The 19,755-nt window shown below is 28.7% G+C and carries 23 protein-coding genes, 5 tRNA genes and 3 other annotated features; of the genes, 27 read left to right on the top strand and 1 reads right to left on the bottom strand.

What is annotated here, in order from left to right:
- The first annotated feature begins 28 nt into the window (after positions 1-28).
- From CUEA01_RS04765 to CUEA01_RS04855, 20 genes are all read left to right on the top strand, one after another.
- Positions 29-235 (top strand): hypothetical protein, encoded by a 207-nt coding sequence (locus CUEA01_RS04765; protein ID WP_234119092.1) that lies wholly within the window; start codon positions 29-31, stop codon positions 233-235.
- A gap of 195 nt (positions 236-430) precedes the next feature.
- Complete coding sequence (locus tag CUEA01_RS04770; RefSeq protein ID WP_234119095.1) at positions 431-700, top strand: small, acid-soluble spore protein, alpha/beta type; 270 nt, start codon at positions 431-433, stop codon at positions 698-700.
- Between the two features lie 117 nt (positions 701-817).
- Positions 818-1,558 carry a class I SAM-dependent DNA methyltransferase gene (locus CUEA01_RS04775; protein WP_234119097.1) on the top strand — a complete coding sequence of 247 codons (741 nt, stop codon included), beginning with the start codon at positions 818-820 and terminating at the stop codon, positions 1,556-1,558.
- A gap of 20 nt (positions 1,559-1,578) precedes the next feature.
- Positions 1,579-2,475 (top strand): Hsp33 family molecular chaperone HslO, encoded by an 897-nt coding sequence (gene hslO, locus CUEA01_RS04780; protein WP_234119099.1) that lies wholly within the window; start codon positions 1,579-1,581, stop codon positions 2,473-2,475.
- A 76-nt stretch (positions 2,476-2,551) separates the two neighbouring features.
- Positions 2,552-2,627, top strand: a tRNA-Val gene (locus CUEA01_RS04785).
- A 7-nt stretch (positions 2,628-2,634) separates the two neighbouring features.
- Positions 2,635-2,711, top strand: a tRNA-Asp gene (locus CUEA01_RS04790).
- A gap of 15 nt (positions 2,712-2,726) precedes the next feature.
- Positions 2,727-2,802: transfer RNA gene (locus CUEA01_RS04795), tRNA-Phe, on the top strand.
- 13 nt (positions 2,803-2,815) lie between these two features.
- Positions 2,816-2,890: transfer RNA gene (locus tag CUEA01_RS04800), tRNA-Gly, on the top strand.
- A gap of 6 nt (positions 2,891-2,896) precedes the next feature.
- Positions 2,897-2,970: transfer RNA gene (locus CUEA01_RS04805), tRNA-Cys, on the top strand.
- Positions 2,971-3,081: 111 nt separating this feature from the next.
- Entirely contained in the window at positions 3,082-4,446 is a 1,365-nt protein-coding gene (locus CUEA01_RS04810; protein WP_329603985.1) for a thioesterase domain-containing protein, read from the top strand.
- A gap of 345 nt (positions 4,447-4,791) precedes the next feature.
- The gene (locus tag CUEA01_RS04815; protein ID WP_234119106.1) at positions 4,792-5,598 is read left to right on the top strand and encodes a GNAT family N-acetyltransferase; all 807 of its coding nucleotides are present in this window, start codon (positions 4,792-4,794) and stop codon (positions 5,596-5,598) included.
- A 25-nt stretch (positions 5,599-5,623) separates the two neighbouring features.
- A complete protein-coding gene (locus tag CUEA01_RS04820) occupies positions 5,624-6,019 on the top strand; it encodes a ribosome small subunit-dependent GTPase A (protein WP_234119107.1) in 396 nt (131 codons plus the stop codon).
- Between the two features lie 8 nt (positions 6,020-6,027).
- On the top strand, positions 6,028-6,723 hold the full coding sequence (rsgA, locus tag CUEA01_RS04825; protein WP_234119108.1) for a ribosome small subunit-dependent GTPase A: 696 nt from the start codon (positions 6,028-6,030) through the stop codon (positions 6,721-6,723).
- A 626-nt stretch (positions 6,724-7,349) separates the two neighbouring features.
- Complete coding sequence (locus tag CUEA01_RS04830; RefSeq protein ID WP_234119110.1) at positions 7,350-7,754, top strand: acetyl-CoA carboxylase biotin carboxyl carrier protein; 405 nt, start codon at positions 7,350-7,352, stop codon at positions 7,752-7,754.
- Positions 7,755-8,005: 251 nt separating this feature from the next.
- A complete protein-coding gene (locus CUEA01_RS04835) occupies positions 8,006-8,707 on the top strand; it encodes a 4'-phosphopantetheinyl transferase family protein (RefSeq protein WP_234119117.1) in 702 nt (233 codons plus the stop codon).
- Positions 8,708-8,723: 16 nt separating this feature from the next.
- Complete coding sequence (locus CUEA01_RS24865) at positions 8,724-9,038, top strand: thioesterase II family protein (protein ID WP_268906141.1); 315 nt, start codon at positions 8,724-8,726, stop codon at positions 9,036-9,038.
- A 31-nt stretch (positions 9,039-9,069) separates the two neighbouring features.
- Positions 9,070-9,417, top strand: coding sequence for a thioesterase II family protein (locus CUEA01_RS24870; protein ID WP_329603986.1), 348 nt, complete (start codon positions 9,070-9,072; stop codon positions 9,415-9,417).
- Between the two features lie 177 nt (positions 9,418-9,594).
- Positions 9,595-9,879, top strand: coding sequence for a hypothetical protein (locus CUEA01_RS04845; protein ID WP_234119119.1), 285 nt, complete (start codon positions 9,595-9,597; stop codon positions 9,877-9,879).
- A gap of 701 nt (positions 9,880-10,580) precedes the next feature.
- Positions 10,581-10,781, top strand: coding sequence for a hypothetical protein (locus tag CUEA01_RS04850; protein WP_234119121.1), 201 nt, complete (start codon positions 10,581-10,583; stop codon positions 10,779-10,781).
- 299 nt (positions 10,782-11,080) lie between these two features.
- On the top strand, positions 11,081-11,272 hold the full coding sequence (locus CUEA01_RS04855) for an alpha/beta-type small acid-soluble spore protein (protein WP_234119122.1): 192 nt from the start codon (positions 11,081-11,083) through the stop codon (positions 11,270-11,272).
- Positions 11,273-11,702: 430 nt separating this feature from the next.
- Here CUEA01_RS04855 and CUEA01_RS04860 read toward each other — a convergent pair whose 3' ends face one another.
- Entirely contained in the window at positions 11,703-12,401 is a 699-nt protein-coding gene (locus CUEA01_RS04860) for a DUF6873 family GME fold protein (RefSeq protein WP_234119123.1), read from the bottom strand.
- Positions 12,402-12,726: 325 nt separating this feature from the next.
- On the opposite strand from CUEA01_RS04860, the gene ytxC reads away from it, so the two are divergent.
- The 7 genes from ytxC to pheS all read left to right on the top strand — a co-directional run bounded on the left by ytxC (position 12,727) and on the right by pheS (position 19,742).
- A complete protein-coding gene (ytxC, locus tag CUEA01_RS04865; protein ID WP_234119128.1) occupies positions 12,727-13,584 on the top strand; it encodes a putative sporulation protein YtxC in 858 nt (285 codons plus the stop codon).
- A gap of 61 nt (positions 13,585-13,645) precedes the next feature.
- Positions 13,646-13,875: a binding site (T-box leader), on the top strand.
- Between the two features lie 255 nt (positions 13,876-14,130).
- Positions 14,131-16,044, top strand: a complete 1,914-nt coding sequence (gene thrS / locus CUEA01_RS04870; protein ID WP_234119132.1) for a threonine--tRNA ligase — start codon at positions 14,131-14,133, stop codon at positions 16,042-16,044.
- A 38-nt stretch (positions 16,045-16,082) separates the two neighbouring features.
- Positions 16,083-16,203, top strand: a sequence feature (ribosomal protein L20 leader region).
- 31 nt (positions 16,204-16,234) lie between these two features.
- Positions 16,235-16,762 (top strand): translation initiation factor IF-3, encoded by a 528-nt coding sequence (infC, locus tag CUEA01_RS04875; protein ID WP_234119141.1) that lies wholly within the window; start codon positions 16,235-16,237, stop codon positions 16,760-16,762.
- Between the two features lie 18 nt (positions 16,763-16,780).
- Complete coding sequence (gene rpmI / locus CUEA01_RS04880) at positions 16,781-16,978, top strand: 50S ribosomal protein L35 (protein ID WP_234119143.1); 198 nt, start codon at positions 16,781-16,783, stop codon at positions 16,976-16,978.
- A gap of 30 nt (positions 16,979-17,008) precedes the next feature.
- A complete protein-coding gene (gene rplT / locus CUEA01_RS04885) occupies positions 17,009-17,368 on the top strand; it encodes a 50S ribosomal protein L20 (RefSeq protein ID WP_234119145.1) in 360 nt (119 codons plus the stop codon).
- Between the two features lie 213 nt (positions 17,369-17,581).
- Positions 17,582-18,370, top strand: coding sequence for a TrmH family RNA methyltransferase (locus CUEA01_RS04890; RefSeq protein ID WP_234119147.1), 789 nt, complete (start codon positions 17,582-17,584; stop codon positions 18,368-18,370).
- Positions 18,371-18,417: 47 nt separating this feature from the next.
- Positions 18,418-18,673: a binding site (T-box leader), on the top strand.
- A 49-nt stretch (positions 18,674-18,722) separates the two neighbouring features.
- Complete coding sequence (pheS, locus tag CUEA01_RS04895; RefSeq protein WP_234119149.1) at positions 18,723-19,742, top strand: phenylalanine--tRNA ligase subunit alpha; 1,020 nt, start codon at positions 18,723-18,725, stop codon at positions 19,740-19,742.
- Positions 19,743-19,755 lie beyond the last annotated feature (13 nt).

Genomic DNA, 19,755 nt, shown 5'->3' on the forward strand with positions numbered 1-19,755 from the left:
ACTTTTGTATAAATAAGGAGGAAGAATAATGGATGAAATTAAAAATGACTGTAAGGCTAAAAAAAGTTTTTTTTGCCGAAGAAAAAAAGTAAAAAAACAGGATTTTGATATAAGCAATAGTGATGTTGTTGCCTTAATTATAGCTGGTTTCCAAGTCTTTATGCCAATTTTTGCTATGATAGGTGTTATTATTTTTCTTTTATTATTATTTATAACGAAGGTGTGGTTTAAATAAATTCTCGAAAGAGAATTTATTTTTTTAGAATAAAATTTGAGTTCGTGCAAAAAATAATATATGGTTAGAGATAAACCGCTTGAAACTTCAAAATTAATTTGTATAAAAATGGTAATATTTAAGCATTATGCTGCAAATTGATTTTGGTAGTTGAAACGGTATATACATTAATATATTATTTTGGAGGGATAAGTCATGGGGAAAACACCACTAAAGAAAGTTATAAAGTCAAAAATAAAGTCTAATAAGGAGCTTACAGAGTTAGAAAGACAAAGGGAAAAAATGAAATATGAAATTGCTGAAGAACTTGGCTTAAAAGATAAAGTAAATAAATTGGGATGGGGATCTCTTACAGCAGAGGAAACTGGAAGAATAGGCGGAATAATGACTAAAATAAAAAAGGATTTAAATATTCCTAAAAATGAAGAAATACTTAAAGATGATAAAAGAATTTCATCTAAGTAAAATTAATTAATATATTACATATTTAGCTTTTATATTTGATTAATATGTGTAAATCCTATATTATATATAATGGATATTTTAAAGTTATAAATTAAATTATTACGAAAAGGTGATTCAATGGAACATTATAGAGAATTTGCGCATATTTATGATAATCTTATAAGACCCGATATAGATTATGAAAAGTGGGGTAGGTACATATATTCTTCTTGTGTTAGAAATAATGTTAAGTTTAATGATTATATAGACCTTGCTTGTGGAACTGGAAATTTAACAGAGAAGATATGCAGGTTATTTAAAAATACTTGGGCAGTTGATATATCAGATGAGATGCTTTGTGAAGCAGAAGAAAAATTTAGAGAAAAAGGTCTAAAAGCAAAATTTGTATGTCAAGATATTTCAAAACTAAATATAAATAAACAATTTGATTTGGTTACATGCTGCCTTGATTCGACAAATTATATAACAAATGAGGAAAATTTAAAAAATTATTTTAGTAAGGTTAGGGATATTCTTAAAGATGATGGTATATTTATATTCGATATAAATTCATATTATAAACTTACTGAGGTTATTGGAAACAATATATTTGACTATGATGATGAAGATGTAGTATATGTTTGGGAAAATACACTTGAAGATGATATAGTGAACATGTACTTGATGTTCTTTATAAGAAGAGGCGAACTTTATGAAAGATTTGATGAAGAACATACAGAAAGAGCATATACTGAGGAAATATTAGAAAGCTATTTAAAAGAATTAGGCTTTACAGTACTTAATAAAATAGATTGCTACGAAGAAACGCCAGTGAAAGCTGAAACAGAGAGAATAACCTATATAGTTAAAAAGAATTAGTTAAGTGGAGGTTGATTTAAATGTCTGATAAGTTAGTTAGAGCAGTTGCAAAAAATGGAGAGGTTAGAATTATTGCAGCAATAACTACAGAGCTTGTAAATGAAGCTGTAGCTATGCATAAATGTGCGCCAACTGCAGCAGCTGCATATGGAAGAATGTTAACAGCAGGAGCACTTATGGGTGCCATGTTAAAAGGTGAGAAGGATTCACTTACATTAAAAATTAATGGTGGCGGAATTGCAAATGGAATAACAATAACATCTTATGCAGATGCTCATGTTAAAGGATTTATAGGAAATCCAAATGCTGATTTACCACTTAATAGTAAAGGAAAATTAGATGTATCAGGTATAATTGGAAAGCAAGGCAGTCTAAATGTTATAAGAGACATGGGGCTTAGAGAACCCTATGTTGGACAGGTTCCTATTTATACTGGAGAAATAGGCGACGATATTGCATATTATTATACAGTGTCAGAACAAACACCTTCAGCAGTTGGACTTGGAGTTCTTGTGGATACTGACTTATCAATTAAAGCTGCAGGTGGATTTGTAATTCAAATGATGCCAGGTGCAGATGAACTGGCAGCAGATTTAATAACATATAGACTTCAAGAAATACCTTCTATAACTGAATTGATAAGTAAAGGTATGAGTATTTCAGAAATATTAGAATTTATTTTTGAGGGTATGGATTTAAAAATATTTGAGGATAGTCTTGTACCTACATATAAATGTGATTGCTCAAGAGAAAGAGTTGAAAGAGCATTTATGAGTATAAGTTTGAAAGATTTAACTGAAATATACGAAGAAGGTAAAGATGAAGAAATGGTATGCAATTTCTGCAATAAAAAGTATGTTTTCACTCATGAGGATATAGGTTCATTAATTGAGAAAAAGAAGGAAATAAATAAATAAAAAATATTGACACAGAAGTAGATGTGATATATAATACTAATTGTCCTAGCGATTAAATAATTGCGAGGGTAATTGTGGGCGCTTAGCTCAGCTGGGAGAGCATCTGCCTTACAAGCAGAGGGTCACAGGTTCGAGCCCTGTAGTGCCCACCACAATTGCGGCTTGGTAGCTCAGCTGGTTAGAGTGCTGGCCTGTCACGCCAGAGGTCGAGGGTTCGATCCCCTTCCAAGTCGCCAAATAAAATGTAAAATGGCCAGATAGCTCAGTCGGTAGAGCAGAGGACTGAAAATCCTCGTGTCCCTGGTTCGATTCCTGGTTTGGCCACCATTTTTAATTTAATGCGGGAGTGGCTCAGTGGTAGAGCGTCACCTTGCCAAGGTGAACGTCGCGAGTTCGAATCTCGTCTTCCGCTCCATATTATGGCGCTATAGCCAAGTGGTAAGGCAGAGGTCTGCAAAACCTTTACCCCCAGTTCAAATCTGGGTGGCGCCTCCAAATTATTAAAAGAAGCTTAACTGTAACTTGTAAGAGGGTTAACAGGTAGGCTTCTTTTTTTAATGTTTAAAATATTTGTGTTGATTTACAGTATAACCTTATATAATTAGAATAGAAGGCATAAAGGAAGCAGTCGTGTTAGATAAAGGAGAAGAAGGAAATAAGTATCTGTGTGCATATTATGTAGGAGAAAGTGAATATAGTGTAAGAGAACTTAGGAAAAACTTGAAGAAGACACTACCAGACTATATGATACCAGCATTTTTTATAAAGCTGGAAAGTATGCCGCTAACACCAAATGGTAAGCTGGACAGAAAGTCCTTACTAGAGCCAGAAGGTAAGATTAATACAGGAGCAGAATACGAAGTAGCAAGGAATGAAGTAGAAGAGAAGCTTGTAGGAATATGGGAGGATGTATTAGGAGTAACTAATATAGGAATTAATGATAACTTTTTTGAATTAGGAGGACATTCCTTAAAAGCGATAAAACTTTTGTCAAGGATAAATAAAGAGTTTAATATTGAATCAGCTATAAAGAATATATTCAATAATCAAACACTAAAAGAATTAGCGGTTTGTATAGAAAAAACTAAGGATGATACAGTTAATAAAGTAAGAGAGGACAATATCATATTGCTTAAAAAAGCAGATGATTGTTTAAAAGAAGAAGAAAAGAATTTATTTATTATACACGATGGGAGTGCTGATGTAGGTGGATATATAGATTTGTCGTCAAAACTAAAAAGCAACATTAAATGTTGGGGAATTAAAGTTGATAAAGAAATGATTTACATTCATAATAATTTGACAATTGAAGGAATTGCAGAAAGATATATAAATATTATAAAAAATATTCAACCAAATGGTGGTTATAATATTGCTGGTTGGAGTTTAGGAGGAATAATAGCCTTTGAAATGGTTCTTCAGTTAGAGAAAAACAATGAACAAATAAAAAACTTTCTATTAATAGATTCATATATTAATTCAAAGTCAACGAATTATAATAAAATGTTGAAAGAAGATCTTTCTTTAGATAAGGATAAGTTGAATTTTATTAATTTTATTGATAATAAAAAGATTCAGGAAAGAATATCTGCTAAATCTACTATAGAAGAGAAGTGGGATATTGCTATAAATGATTTATCTAAGGAAGAGATAAGTAAAATTATATTAAAATTGCCTAGTGAGTTAGTAAATATAATACCATACTTTGAAGAACTTGAACTAGATCAATTAGCAATCAATATTAATATAATTAGGAAATTAATTAGTGCATCAAACGCATATAAACCGCGAAATAAGGTTAAAAAGCAAGTTGTTTTATATAAGGCAGAAGAATCGAAGATTAGTTCACGTAAATGGAATAATTACTTTGAAAATGATCTTATTATTAATAAAGTACCTGGCAATCATTATACAATAATGAAAAAAGGTAATGTAGAATATATTGCGGATAGTATTAATAAACTTTTATAACTATAATCACAGTAACATTTGCTTATGATAATAGTAATTGAAAGTATTGTTTTGTTAAAAATTAACTTAGTATAATATTTATTTGAAAATTATATTAAAATGCATAAGTTGGGGACTTTGTACCCAACTTTACATTGAACTGATTAACACTGTAATTGGTGAACTAAAATACTAAACCAATTTTGACAACATTATATATTTCAAGTTAATTGAAAAAATTCTATTGCTTGAGTATTTTTACATGTTTGTTGTGAAGATTAATATGGTTCTGTTGAAAATTGGTTATATTTAGCTTATAATTAGGAAAGAAATTGATATGTAAAATTTTAGAGGAGTGAGAAAATTTTGAGAGAATTGAAGAATAATAAATATAAATTGAAAGATATATATAAATTATATGCACATAGTTTTGTGTTTGATTCTATAGTTGAAGGTTATACGCCAGCACAAGTATTTGTTGATGATGTTGAGAATATATCAATATTTTTAATTTGTGAGGGACATTGTGTTTATTTTGGAGGTGAGGTAGAGGATAAGGATAAGTATAAAGAAGCAATAAACTTTTTCAAAGAAAATTGTTTAAGTGAAAGCAGGAGAAAGGAACTAGGAGTAGTTAAAATTTATTATTATTCAGAAGGATGGAAAAAGGAATTATTAGAAGGTTTAAAGGAATTTGATTGTAATTTATATGATAGAGTTTTATTTAAACAAGATTTAAATGATATTCCAGTGGTAAAAAAAGTTGATAATATAGTAGTTAAAAAGATAGATAACGATGTGTTAAAAAATGCCTCATTAGGAAATCTTAATTGTCTTATAGATGAAGTAACAGGAATGTGGGGATCGTTAGCTAATTTTATTAGCAACGGTTTTGGATATTGTGCAATAATGGATAGAAGTATAATAAGTTGGTGTACAGCAGAATATGTAAGCAAAAGTTACTGTGGGATAGGTATTGAGACTATTGAAGAGCATGAAGGAAAAGGTGTAGCAACCATAGTTTCAAATGAATTCTTAAAGGAATGTTTAGCCTTCCATATTACTCCATACTGGGATTCATGGAGTAATAATATACCATCAGTTAAAGTGGCAGAAAAAAATAATTTTCAGAAGTCATGGGATTACAAAGTAGTGTTTATAAAATTTCATTAGTTTTTAGGAATATGGGGTAGATATAGTGGGCTTAGTAGATTATGGTTGGGATGACAAGTTTGAACATGAATTTAAAGGGCTAAAAAGAAAAGGATACATGCATGCCAGAGTTGTTAGACAGGAAAAACGATATTATTATATTCAATGCAAAAAAGGGGAAGTTATAGCAGAGGTTTCAGGTAAGCTTAGATATAATGCTAAAAGTATAAGTGATTTCCCTGCTGTTGGAGATTGGGTGGCAATAAAATTGGCAAATGAGTGTAAGGATGCGATAATTTATAGTGTTTTACCTAGAAGGAGTAGTCTAACTAGAAAGGCTCCAATTTCAGGTGGAAGAAAGGTAATAGATATAAATGGAAGGAAGATGATTATTGGAGGAACGACTGAGGAACAAGTTATTGCAGCAAATATAGATGTTTAATTTTTGTTATGTCTCTTGATAATAATTATAGTGTAAAAAGAATGGAAAGATATTTGACTGTTGGATGGAATAGTGGGGCAATGCCTGTTGTCGTTTTAAATAAGATTGATTTGTGCACAGATTTAAATGAGAAATTAAGTGAAATTCAGAAAATTAGTCCTGGAGTTAGTGTTCATTGCATTAGTGCGCTTAAAAATGAGGGGATTCAAGAGTTGCGTCACTATATTAATAGTGGTATAACAATCGGATTATTTGGCTCTTCAGGGGTAGGAAAATCTACTATTAGTAATTGTCTTTTAAGAAGCAATAAATTAATGACAGCAGAAGTAAGAGAAAAAGACAGTAAAGGTAAGCATACTACTACACATCGAGAATTAATATTATTGCCAGAAGGTGGCATAATAATTGATACACCAGGAATGCGTGAGTTTCAGATATGGCTTGATCAAGATGAATTGAATATAGAATTTGATGATATAAAAAAGCTTGAAGGTCAATGCAAGTTTAATGATTGCAGGCATAATAAGGAGCCGGATTGTGCTATTAAAAAAGCATTGCAGGATGGAACTTTGAGTAAGGATCGATATGATAATTATTTGAAGATGAAAGTAGAAGTGGAGTATTTAAGTAATCGAATAAATCAGAGGGAGAAAGCGTTAACTAAAAGAGAAAAATTAATCTCCAAGATACGTAGTAATCGATAAAAGAAAATTAGTTTTCATTAAATAGCTTAGTATTAATTATAATAAGCATTATTGATATTGCAGCTTCTAAAATCATTTTAACACAGAATAATTTTAGAAAAATTGGTGCATGAACTAATAATTTACTACAAAAATTTATATTACATAAATATTCTTGAGGGATATTATCCTAGCAATTACTGTATCTAGACAGTAATTGCCCTTTGGCTAATTTTTGAAATTTTGGACTAGTATAATGTACTAATTGGTTTAAAATTTATAAATATAAGAAATGCCGTTCATACTTACATTCTTAACATATTCATTTTTAGATAGTATTCTTGATTTTTCTTTGGTAAATAGCTTATTACTCATCTGTATTTTACTCTATTATTAACAGAAATATGCTATAGGTCACGTTTTATTATGTGCAATATCTATGCAAAAGGTTATACTTATTTGATTTAAATAATGAATCAAAGTAAGTAAATCATTATAGAAAAATAAGGATATGGTAATAAAATTAATTTATAATAAATATAAATTTTATGTTGTAAATAATAATGGTAATTTTGGTTTGAAACCAGATTAATGGAAAGGGTAAAATAATTATATATGTTTTTTTATATGCAGGGTGATATTTATAAATGGATTTTTATGAAATTGAAAAAATTATAGAAAAAGTATGTAAATTTAATATATCGTATTTTGAATATAAAGATAATGAGATGAAAATTAAAATGGTTAAACGTAATAATATAGTTAATAAAAATATTGCAATTCATGAAATTTCATGCTCAAAAGAAACTTTCATATATCATCAGATTACATCAAAGTATGTTGGAGTTGTAAAATTATTACATAAGGAAACACTTGAACCTTTTGGTTATATAGGGATGAAAGTAAAATGTGATGATATATTGTGTGAAATTGAATATCTAAATATTACAATTGATATTATATCAGAGTATTCAGGGATAATAAGTGATATATGTGTTAAGAATAATGATTTGATTGACTATGGCAAAAAGATAATGATAATAGCATATTAAAATTGATTTATACACGAATTGATGGACAACAATGATAAGGTACATATACATAGTAGTAAAGTGGTGAGGATAAAATGCTAAGTAAGAGTAATAGATACAATAATCATGTTTAATTTCTTGAATTTGTAGAATATAATGAAATTTTAGACAGAAAATTATAAAAGAAATCTTTCAATGAAGATTATAATAAGTAATCAAATATCTTAAAAGAAAGATGCATTAAAAGACAGAAATGTACAATGAGGAGATTTATGAAAATTTATGCTGTGAAAATTTTAGATATTAGTGAAGAAAATTTAAATAAGCTAAAATTAACTTTTGATTTAGAGAAAAAGTGCAAAATCGAAAAGTTTATAAATAAAAAGGATAAGATTAGAACATTAATTTGGAAAATATTGATAAGAACGATAATTATACAGGAACTAAATATAAGTAACAATCATATAAGTTTTAAGAAAAATCAATATGGTAAACCGTATATGGAGTATTACCCTAAATTTAATTTCAACATATCCCATTCAGGGAATATTGTATTATGTGGTATTGATAATAAACCTATTGGAATTGATGTTGAAGAAGTAAAGCATATTGAGTATAGAGATATAGCTAAAAGCTTTTTTACTGAAATGGAATTCGATTATATTAATAGAAATAATTCAAATATTCGCTTAAGCAAGTTTTATGAAATATGGACATTGAAGGAAAGTTATATTAAATGCTGTGGACAAGGATTATCAATACCTTTAAAATCATTTTCTATCGATATAGATAAATATGAGAATATTAAAGTGAGCGCTGATAATCAATATAATGAATATATATTTAAGAAATTTGATATAAATTTAAATTACAAGATTGCTGTATGCTCATTAAATAAGGAGATTTCGGATGATATAATAATGATAGATCAAAATAGATTAATTAATATCTATTTTAAAATAATCTCAAATTAAAAGGAGAGTTATGCTAATGATATTATTTTGTTTGCCATATGCGGGAGGATCAGAAGCTATATATTATAAATGGAAAGATTATCTAAGCCCTTCCATACAGCTTATACCAATAGAGCTTAAAGGAAGAGGAAAAAGATATAATGAGACTTTTTATGAAACTTTAGATGAGGCAATAAATGATATATTTAAATGGATTAAGGAAAGGATAATGAATGATGATTATGCTATTTATGGACATAGCATGGGAAGTATTTTAGCTTATGAATTATATTATAAAGTAATTAGTGAGAAGCTAAGAAAACCTAAACATATTTTTTTTTTCAGGGTATAGAGCACCGAGCATTGTTAGAAAAAAGAAAAATATATACAAGTTATCAGATAGCGATTTTATAAAAGAAATTATTGATTTAGGTGGTACACCAAAAGAAGTAATAGAAAATAAAGAATTACTTCAATTATTTCTCCCAATCCTTCGAAGTGATTTTAAAATTTTAGAAAATTATATTTATGAAGAAAGAAAAGTTAAAATAGAATGTGATATTTCGATTTTAAATGGAGAACAGGATGATAATACTTTTGAAGAAATACTAGCTTGGAAAAAGCATGGAGGTAAAGGTTTTAAAATTTATAATTTTGAAGGTAATCATTTTTTTATAAATAGCAATGTTGAAAATATAACAAAATTGATAAATAATACACTGAATAAATAGTAGACTATATTAAAGAGAGATTTAATATAAAATATAATATAATATTGGTGTAGCTACATAGCCATCAAGTTAAGAAAATCCTATGAAAATATAGCACATTATATGTAAAAATATTATTATTTCAAAAAAATTAAAAACACATTGTTGAGGTAATTTACAAATGATAAAAGAAAACAATTGGATGAAAATATAAGGCTTTTCGCAAATGAACTTGAAAAATGTTTTTCAAAAGAAAAAATTGAAGAAATGGCAAGAAAATCTAGCTTTGTAAAAAGAAAAGGCAAAATTGGAGCATTGAAATTCATCTGTCTATGTGGTTTTATGGATGCAGAAGTTGCGAATAATACACCTGATATCTTAAGTATAAAGGTTAGTGCAAAAATAGAAATAATTATTTCTAGTCAAGCATTGGATAAATGTTTAAATAAGAGATGTGCGGAATTTTTAAAGAAGATTTTTTAGATTTAGAAAAAAGAAAGACCTTTTATATATCAAGACTCAAACCTAATATAGCTGTGCATATAAATAATAATAATATAGAGTATTATAATAATAAAACTAAATGAAGGTAAGTAAAAATAATGAACTCTCTTGTATATAATACTGATTACAGCCTTAAAATGCCTTGCTTATAGATATGAAAACAGTAGAGACATTATAATTGGTTCACCAATATACAAAAATATTGTTAGTAACAAGGAGAATTTTGTAGTTGCTTTAAGTGACAATATAGATAATGCAGTGACATTTAAGGAATGCTTGATAAATGTAAAAAAATTCTAAATGATATAGGAGTGCTAAAAACAGAATCAACAGACATTGAATTTGATTTATTTTGTTTATGAAATAACATATATGATGAAAGTGTTTTGAATCATATAAATAGTAATATTACATTTTCATTCGTGAAAAACGAAGAATTAATACAGTTTAAAATTATTTATAATCTTCAAAAATGTGATTAGGGTGAAAATTTGATGTATAGTTCACATTTTATTAATCTACTAAATTGTTCTATAGATAGATTAGATGTGAGAATAGATGAAATTAAGTATCTATTAAAGATAGAAAAACAGAATTTTTAAATGAGTTTAATTTAACATATGGCAGTTATCCTAAGAATAAATTGATTTTTAAATTATTTGAAGAAAAAGCAGTAAGTGGTGGAACCACCGCTTATCGTAATTGATTGTGAAATAACTAAAGAAATAAATAAAAAATTTGATGTAGCATTTGCTGGTGAATATTGTGAAACAGTGGGAATATTTTTAGAAGCATGGAATACAAATTGTACAAATCATTATAGTGATTTGTTAGATGCAACAATATCAAAATATACTGAACAGCTTTCGAATACTAATTGAATATTAAGAATTGATAGTGTTTACGGTTCAAAGATGGTATTAAAAAATTAATTTTAATACATAAATGGTATATTTGATAGAAATAGAGAACAACATTGCAAAAAACAAACTAGTAATGCTGAATATGTTGATAATGAATTTAATAAATTTTTATATTAACTATAATTATATGAAAAATATTGGTACATAGCCATAGCTTGGATAAATTTCATTTAATTTAATAGCGTATTTTTCTTAAAAAAGAGCAAACTTATATCGTAATGAAAATTACAAATATTAATTAAGAGGAGGAATTGGCTATGTCAAGAAATAGTAACTTAGTACCAGAAGCAAGAGAGGGATTAAACAAATTTAAGATGGAAGCTGCAAGAGAAGTCGGAGTTAGCTTAAAAGCAGGTTACAATGGAGATCTTACTTCAAGAGAAAATGGTTCAGTTGGTGGTCAAATGGTTAAAAAAATGGTTCAAAGTTATGAAGACGGCCTAAAGTAATCCGATTCTAAAATCAACTGAATAAAAAAGGTTAATAAGAAATCACCAATATTATGATTTTAATTAATATTGGTGGTTTCTTTTATATAAATAAGCAATTTGAAGATTAAAATTGCTAATATCAAATTCATCATGTTAAATTAGGGTTTAAATCAGAGTACGGAGTACAGAGTACAATGGAGGATGATTTTTCTCCGCGAGCGTAGAAAAATCTAAAAACTTATTTTTTATTGCTTACGCAATGGCACCATACATGGTGATCAGCGAAGATGACAACATTAAGTTTAAGATTTACCTAAGCAGAGCGAAAGGTAAACCATCATTCACTGTACTCTGTACTCCGTCATCTGTACTCTGCGCTACAAGTTATAGTTTAGCAGGATACATTCGGTATTTGTAATTTTGTTGTTCCGACTGGTATATCTATAGATTAAAAAAACAGTATACTACCTCTATCTACTAACTTACCTTCCCTTAAATAAAGTGGAGTTAAATTATATTTTTTTATAAAGGTTAAAACTTCTTTTCCAAATTTATAGTATTCAAGATTTCCATAAAAAGCTATAGTATTGTTATCTAAAAGACCGCAGGTGCCTCCAATAAAGCCATATTCAAACCCATTGAGTTCTATGTCACCGTAAGGTAAAAACAATACATCAATTTTATTCTCTTTTGCAGCAGCAGCTATCCCTGAATCACTAGTTATAATTGCATTTTCTGAAATTACAGCGGTTGAACATTTTGTGTAGCCTTGATTTACATTAATCAATAACTTCTTAGAAATTTCATTATATAAAAATTCATCTGTAAACTTTAAATTGTGAATAAAAGTATTTTTTAAATTTACTGCATTAAGTATTATGTCAAAAGGATATTTTTCATTAAGAGAATTTTTAGATTTAATAACCTTTATATTTAAGTTTTTTAGTTTTTCTATAAAATCTACAGGAGTATCTTTATGTACTAATATTGTGTTTTTGTCAATAATACATATAAGTACATCAGGATGTCCGCATATAGCTGTATATAAATTATTGCAGGGAGAAGTTAAAATAACATTGTATCCATTTTGCTCTAATATAAGTTTTTCACCGCTGCTTATTCTGTAATCTACAATAACATTATTCAAAATATCACCAACCCTTTATCAATTCACAATTCACAGTTCACAATGCACAATGAAGGTTGATTTATCTTCCTTTCGTCAGATAAATCTATAATTATATAAAAATACAATGTTATGTTTAGCTGGCTGAACGAACAAATAGTTTTTTTCTTAAATTTATGTCAGCTATAAGTTTTAGATTTTCTGTAGTGAAATGGAAGAAAATCATCCTTAATCGTGAATTGTGCATTGTGAACTGTGAATTGCTTTTATTATAATATAAAAATAAATTATTTGCATAGACTTGATTTTAATACACATACTAATATTGGGAAAGGAGTGATTAGAAGTGCTTCTTGAAACTATAGTATGTGGTAATAAATCAGATAGTATTATAAATAATATAAATAGTATTGTTTGCAATTTTGAAAAAAATAATATACGCATGGGAATGTCAGAAAGTATCGATAATAATATTCATTTTGTAAATGTCATATGTAGAGATGAGGATTATAATGAAAATATTGAAAATAAATTTTATTACTATTTAAGTGAGGTGCTATATAAATATACTGCAACTGAATTTTGTAGTAAAAAATTAGAGAATAAGTTGAAAAGTACGTATTTTTTCTTAGGTGATGATGAAATTAAAGATGTTAAGCACAATTGCATACAAACTATGTTGAAAGATATACCTGTAAATGATAATGGTATTTATTTTATTAATAGAAAAAATCAAATTATACAAAAAATAAATGATTGTATAAAAGAAAATCACGAAATTAATATAAATGGATTTGTAACATTTAGAACTAAAGAAATTGAAAATGAATTTGATGTTATTATAGATAAAATTGTAGAAAATTATATGGTAGAAAAAGAATATGATGAGTTCATAAAATTATTAAAGTATTTTGTAGATATTCAAGAAAGTAAAATAGATGAATTAAACATTTATGTAGATAAATATGGAAACTACTTGTTGAAAGACAAATACGGAAAAGATATAGAAAATAAAATTATAGAAGGATTATGTGATGTAAAGACTACAGGGGCTGTAAGTATTGATGATATTCTTATAAGTGGGTTAATTACACTTTCACCAAAAAAAATAATAATCCATAGTAGAGATAACTTTAAAAATAAAGAGCTTATTGAAACCATTGAAAAAGTATTTGAAAGTAAAGTAGCTTTTTGCGATATGTAAAAAATAGTCGTAATAACTTATTGACTTAATTAATTATTTGTCATATAATAAGAATCAATAAACGAAGACTGTGATAAGGAAGAGTAAGCAGGAGGATATTAAAAGAGATAGAAATCATTAGCTGAAAGATTTCTTTAATTGAAACTGTTGAAAACCACCTTTGAGTTGAGTGTTGAATTTATAGTAGACATCTCCGCATTTCTGCGTTATAGAATTGAGTGAAAGGTGATTAGCTAGTATATTTGCTATACCTTTAATTTGGGTGGAAACACGGTTAAGCTCGTCCCATTAGGGATAGGCTTTATTTTTTTGCTAAAAATTATATTTTATAATATATAGGAGCATGTGAAAAATATAGGTATTCTTTTTATGAGCCGGTAATAAGGCTTTATATGCAGCATAGTAAACCTATAAGAAATTTTTCACATCCACTTATAGTGAAACTATCAAATTTATATTTAGCATAATGCCTAGGAGCCAGCATTTTGGTACAAATAAATTTCAAGTTTCACATATGTATATCTTTAGAATTAGGAGGAGTTATAAATGATTAAAGTAACACTTAAAGATGGTAAAGTAATGGAATTTGAAAATCCTATTACTGCTGCTGAAGTTACAAAAGCAATAAGTTCTAGCCTTTATAAAAAAGCAATTTCAGTAAAAATTAATGGCGAAAGAGACGAACTTATGACAACCATTGATAAAGATTGTAAATTTGAAGTATTAACTTTCGAAGATGAAGATGGAAGATGGACTTTAAGACATACAGGTTCACATATACTTGCGCAAGCTGTAAAAAGACTTTATCCAGAGGTTAAGCTTGCTATAGGACCAGCAATAGATGATGGATTTTATTACGATTTTGATGCTGATTTTTCAATCACAGAAGATATGTTCCCTAAAATAGAAAAAGAAATGAACAAAATAATAAAACAAAATATAAAACTTGAAAGATTTGAGCTTCCAAGGGCAGAAGCTATAAAATTCATGGAAGAAAAAAATGAACCATACAAGGTAGAGCTTATAAAAGATTTACCAGAAGATGCTGTAATTTCATTTTATAAACAAGATGACTTTACTGATCTTTGTGCAGGTCCACATGTTGAATCAACAGGAAAAGTTAAAGTTATAAAACTTCTTTCAGTTGCTGGTGCATACTGGAGAGGAAATGAAAAAAATAAAATGCTTCAAAGAATTTATGCAACTGCATTTACTAAAAAAGAAGACTTAGATGCATATATTAATATGCTTGAAGAAGCAAAAAAAAGAGACCATAGAAAAATAGGAAAACAACTTGATTTATTTAGCATACATGAAGAAGGTCCAGGTTTCCCATTCTTCCATCCAAAGGGCATGGTTTTAAGAAATATTCTTGAAAATTATTGGAGAGAAGTTCACGCAAAAGCAGGTTATGATGAAATTAGAACACCTATAATTTTAAATGAGGAACTTTGGCATAAATCTGGTCACTGGGATCATTATAAAGAAAATATGTACTTTACTAAAATAGATGATGCTGATTATGCAATAAAACCAATGAATTGTCCAGGATCAATACTTGTATATAAAGATAATATTCATTCATATAGAGAATTCCCTATAAGACTTGGTGAACTTGGACTTGTTCATAGACATGAAAAGTCAGGTGCACTTCATGGACTTATGAGAGTAAGATGTTTTACTCAGGATGATGCACATATATTTATGACTAAGGAGCAAATTACAGAAGAAATATTAGGTGTAATAAAGCTTATAGATTCTTTCTACAAGGTATTTGGTTTTGAATACTATGTTGAGCTTTCTACAAGACCTGAAGATTCTATGGGAAGCGATGAAGACTGGGAAGCAGCTACAAATGGACTTATAAATGCACTTAAAGCTGCAGGCTTAGATTATAAGGTAAATGAAGGAGATGGAGCATTTTATGGTCCTAAGATTGATTTCCATCTTAAAGATTGCATAGGAAGAACTTGGCAGTGCGGAACTATACAACTTGATTTCCAAATGCCAGAAAGATTTGACTTAAATTATGTTGGCGCAGATGGAGAAAAACATAGACCAGTTATGGTTCATAGAGTTGTATTTGGTAGTATAGAAAGATTTATAGGAATATTAATAGAGCATTATGCTGGAGCATTTCCAACTTGGCTTGCACCAGTACAGGTTAAAGTTATGAATATAACTGATGGTCAGCTAGAGTATGTAGATAAAATAGAAAAGCAGTTAAGAGAAGCTGGAATAAGAGTTGAAAAAGATATAAGAAATGAAAAAATAGGCTATAAGATTAGAGAAGCTCAGCTTAAGAAAATCCCATACATGCTTGTAATTGGTGAAAAAGAAATGCAAGAAGGTACTATAGCTGTTAGAAGCAGAAAAGAAGGGGATCTTGGAGCAATGAATTTAGACGATTTTGTATTCAGAATTGATGCTGAAGTAAATCAAAAAATAAATTCATTATAATATTTGACAAAGTATTATATTAGTGTTATACTAAATAAGGTTTAAAGAAGAAACAGCCGTTTCTCACCTTACAGCATTGCTAGTGAGGTTAATGGATTTAAAGTAAATTGCTTTAGTTTATTACAGGACGGCTTAACCGTCCTGTTTTTATTTTCAATGTTGATATTAAATAGTTACATATTTTTCGGAGGTGAAAGTCATAAGTAAGAATAAAAATTTTCTTGTAAATGAAGATATAAGAGAAAAGGAAATTAGAGTAATAGGTGACGATGGCTCACAATTAGGAGTTATACCTACACGTGATGCTTTAAGAATGGCAGAGGAAAAAGAATTAGATTTAGTTGCTATATCTCCTACTGCAGTTCCTCCAGTTTGCAGAATAATGGACTTTGGTAAGTTTGTATATGAGCAAACTAAAAAGGAAAAAGAAAATAAAAAGAATCAAAAGGTAGTCAGCATTAAGGAAATAAGATTAAGTCCAACAATTGAAGAGCATGATATTGAAATTAAAGCTAATAATGCCTCTAAATTTTTAAAGGCTGGAGATAAAGTAAAAGTTACAGTTCGTTTTAGAGGAAGAGAAGCTGATTATGCTTTTAAGGGAAATAAAATTCTCGAAAATTTCTTTAAAAAAGTTGAAGATGTTTGTATTATTGAAAAACCAGCAAAATTAGAAGGTAGAAATATGATAATGATATTAGGACCTAAAAAAGCGTAAAATAGGAGGAATCACATTATGCCAAAAATGAAGACAAAAAAGTCAGCTGCTAAAAGATTTAAGTTGACTGGAACTGGAAAATTAAAAAGAGCTAATGCTTTTAAAAGTCATATATTGACTAAGAAGAGTGCAAAAACTAAGAGAAACCTAAGAAGTACATCTTATGTATCAGAGACACAAGAAAAAACAATGAAAAAATTGTTACCATACCTATAATAGGAAAGGTTTAAGGAGGTTTACTAAAAAATGGCTAGAGTTAAGAGAGCGGTTAATGCTCGTAAATATCATAAAAAAGTATTAAAACTTGCTAAAGGATACTATGGTGGAAAAAGTAAGTTATTCAAGACAGCAAATGAAACTGTTATAAGAGCACTTAGAAATGCTTATGTTGGAAGAAGATTAAAAAAGAGAGATTTCAGAAAGCTTTGGATTGCTAGAATAAACGCTGCAACAAGAACAAATGGTCTTTCTTATTCAAAATTCATAAATGGAATCAAATTAGCTGGAATTGAAATGAATAGAAAAATGCTTTCAGAGATAGCTATAAATGATCCTAAAGCTTTTTCAGAATTAGTTGAAATAGCAAAAAAGCAAATTAACGCTTAAGGTATATTAAAAAAATAATAAGTCTAAATTGAGAGATAGTTTTGTGGAATGCAAGGAAATGTAATACGTTAATACTGGTTGTCTTAGCGTGTTATATTGACGACGTATTGCGCAAAAATAGCTGAAAGTTGGACTTATTATTTTCTTTAAGATGCCTGATATAAAAAATGCAGCCTTTAGGCTGCATATTTTATTTGTAGAGGATTGTATAATATGGAATTGATAAAAAGTAAAGATAATAATGTAATAAAAGAAGTAAAAAAATTAAAAGAAAAAAAATATAGAGATTTAAGTAGGAGTTTTTTAGCTGAGGGTTTTAGATTTGTAGAAGAAGCGCTTAAATCAGATTTTGAAATAGCATATGTTTTTGTATCTGAAAGCCAGCAAGAAAAGTACGAAAAATCAGGATTTCAGAATCTTATAAAAAGTAGCACAAAAGTTTATAAACTCACAGATACGTTATTTAATCCTATATGCAGTACTGAAACGCCACAAGGTATAGCAGCTGTAGTTAGATATAAAAATCATAGTGTAACTTCAACAGATGGCTTTTATATGCTTGTAGATAAAGTGCAAGATCCAGGAAATATTGGAACTATAATAAGAACTGCAAATGCAGCAGGTGCTTTAGGGGTAATAGTAACTAAAGGTACTGTGGATGTTTATAATGATAAGACTTTAAGAGCAACTATGGGTTCCATATTTAAAATTCCAATTATATTTGAAGATGAAAATTTTAAAATCTTAAATTCTTTAAAGAAAGATGGTTTTAAAATAATAACTAGTTCCTTGGATACTAAATATAATTTTTATGATGCAGATTTAAAAGGAAAAGTGATTATAGCTGTTGGTAATGAAGGAAACGGAATAAGTAAAGAAATATTTGAACTTGGAGATACAAGTGTAAAAATACCAATGCCTGGAGATGCTGAGTCACTAAATGTTGGTGTGGCAGCATCAATAATGATGTTTGAAGCAGTAAGGCAAAGAAAAAATATATAGTTGAAATTATTTAAATTAGTGATATAATATTTATTACAAGTTAATTAATAAAGACTTTGATGGAGAGAGTAGACATAAAATAGCTTTAAGGGAGAAAAAGTCATAGACTGAGAGCTTTTTCAAGTGATTTTTAAGTTGAAGTTCACTCTGGAGTTCTATTTGTGAAAGATATATATTGAAGGTTGTAAGACGCGTAGTTTTATGAATTTTATTGTATTTAGTAATAAATAGCGGTAATTCCGTTAAAAAACAAGTGGGTTTATCCAATTTGGGTGGTACCGCGGATTCAATTCCGTCCCTTTTATTAGGGGCGGAATTTTTTATTTTATAAAGAGGAAGGGAGAAACATTCTATGAAAGAAAAGTTAGAGGAAATAAGAAAAAATGCATTAGAAGACTTAAAAAAGGGTGTTGACAAAGCAGAAATTGAAAACTTAAGAGTAAAGTACCTCGGAAAAAAAGGTGAACTTACACAAATATTAAGAGGTATGGGAAGTTTATCAGCAGAAGAAAGACCAGCTATTGGAAAGATTGCTAATGAGATTAGACAAAATCTAGAAAATCTTATAAATGAAGCTGGAAATAAAATTAAAGATGCAGAAAAAGAAAAGAAGCTTAAAAGTGAAGTTATAGACATATCAATGCCTGGAAAGAAAAGAAACATAGGTCACAGACATCCAACAGATTTGACATTAAAGGCTATTGAAGACATATTTATGGATATGGGATTTGTAATTGAAGAGGGTCCTGAGGTTGAATATGATAAGTATAATTTTGAAATGCTTAATATACCTAAAAATCACCCAGCAAGAGGAGAGCAGGATACCTTCTACATAAATGACAACATAGTTTTAAGAACTCAAACTTCGCCAGTTCAGGTTAGAACAATGCTAAATCAAAAACCACCAATAAAGATGATTTCACCTGGAAAGGTTTATAGATCAGATGCAGCAGATGCAACACATTCACCAATATTCTATCAGGTAGAAGGCTTGGTTGTAGATAAGGGAATTACTTTTTCAGATTTAAAGGGAACTCTTGAAATGTATACTAAAAAAATGTATGGAGAAAATGTTAAAACAAAATTTAGACCACATCATTTCCCATTTACAGAACCTTCGGCAGAAATGGATGTTACTTGTTTTGCGTGTGGAGGAAAGGGCTGCAAAGTTTGTAAGGGTGAAGGTTGGATTGAACTTCTTGGTTGTGGTATGGTTCATCCAGATGTTTTAAGAAATGCTGGAATTGATCCTGAAGTATATAGCGGTTTTGCTTTTGGTTTTGGACTTGATAGAATGGTTATGCTTAAATACGGTATAGATGATATTAGACAGTTATATGAAAGTGATATGAGATTTTTAAAACAATTCTAGAGGAGGATGAAAA

This window comes from Clostridium hydrogenum, assembly GCF_021432385.1.
Taxonomy (GTDB): domain Bacteria; phylum Bacillota; class Clostridia; order Clostridiales; family Clostridiaceae; genus Clostridium_S; species Clostridium_S hydrogenum.

Excerpts from the sequence above, each read along its gene's own strand:
- CUEA01_RS04765 (WP_234119092.1), top strand. The coding sequence starts at position 29 with ATGGATGAAATTAAAAATGACTGTAAGGCTAAAAAAAGTTTTTTTTGC.
- CUEA01_RS04770 (WP_234119095.1), top strand. The coding sequence starts at position 431 with ATGGGGAAAACACCACTAAAGAAAGTTATAAAGTCAAAAATAAAGTCT.
- CUEA01_RS04775 (WP_234119097.1), top strand. The coding sequence starts at position 818 with ATGGAACATTATAGAGAATTTGCGCATATTTATGATAATCTTATAAGA.
- hslO (WP_234119099.1), top strand. The coding sequence starts at position 1,579 with ATGTCTGATAAGTTAGTTAGAGCAGTTGCAAAAAATGGAGAGGTTAGA.
- rsgA (WP_234119108.1), top strand. The coding sequence starts at position 6,028 with ATGTCTCTTGATAATAATTATAGTGTAAAAAGAATGGAAAGATATTTG.
- CUEA01_RS04830 (WP_234119110.1), top strand. The coding sequence starts at position 7,350 with ATGGATTTTTATGAAATTGAAAAAATTATAGAAAAAGTATGTAAATTT.
- CUEA01_RS04835 (WP_234119117.1), top strand. The coding sequence starts at position 8,006 with ATGAAAATTTATGCTGTGAAAATTTTAGATATTAGTGAAGAAAATTTA.
- CUEA01_RS24865 (WP_268906141.1), top strand. The coding sequence starts at position 8,724 with ATGATATTATTTTGTTTGCCATATGCGGGAGGATCAGAAGCTATATAT.
- CUEA01_RS04855 (WP_234119122.1), top strand. The coding sequence starts at position 11,081 with ATGTCAAGAAATAGTAACTTAGTACCAGAAGCAAGAGAGGGATTAAAC.
- thrS (WP_234119132.1), top strand. The coding sequence starts at position 14,131 with ATGATTAAAGTAACACTTAAAGATGGTAAAGTAATGGAATTTGAAAAT.
- rpmI (WP_234119143.1), top strand. The coding sequence starts at position 16,781 with ATGCCAAAAATGAAGACAAAAAAGTCAGCTGCTAAAAGATTTAAGTTG.
- rplT (WP_234119145.1), top strand. The coding sequence starts at position 17,009 with ATGGCTAGAGTTAAGAGAGCGGTTAATGCTCGTAAATATCATAAAAAA.
- CUEA01_RS04890 (WP_234119147.1), top strand. The coding sequence starts at position 17,582 with ATGGAATTGATAAAAAGTAAAGATAATAATGTAATAAAAGAAGTAAAA.
- pheS (WP_234119149.1), top strand. The coding sequence starts at position 18,723 with ATGAAAGAAAAGTTAGAGGAAATAAGAAAAAATGCATTAGAAGACTTA.